The organism is Streptomyces flavochromogenes (genome assembly GCF_000717595.1).
Classification (GTDB): domain Bacteria; phylum Actinomycetota; class Actinomycetes; order Streptomycetales; family Streptomycetaceae; genus Streptomyces; species Streptomyces flavochromogenes.
Genome location: NZ_JNZO01000168.1, coordinates 1 through 202 on the forward strand (window position 1 = coordinate 1; position 202 = coordinate 202).

The following is a 202-nucleotide window of genomic DNA, read 5'->3' on the forward strand; positions in this document are numbered from 1 at the left end:
GAGGGCCTCGCGGACCTCCTCGGGCTGGTACGGCTGGGCGCCGTCGAAGCCGTTGAGGGCGATGACGAACGGCAGGCCGCTGTTCTCGAAGTAGTCGACCGCGGGGAAGCAGTCGGCGAGGCGGCGGGTGTCGACGAGGACGACGGCGCCGATGGCGCCGCGGACCAGGTCGTCCCACATGAACCAGAAGCGGTCCTGACCG

General features: G+C 70.8%; 1 protein-coding gene. It reads right to left on the reverse strand.

The genetic code is table 11. The annotated features are described in order from the left end of the window. Positions 1-202: ATP/GTP-binding protein (locus IF00_RS0140765; RefSeq protein WP_030327234.1), on the reverse strand; the 202-nt coding region annotated here is incomplete at both ends.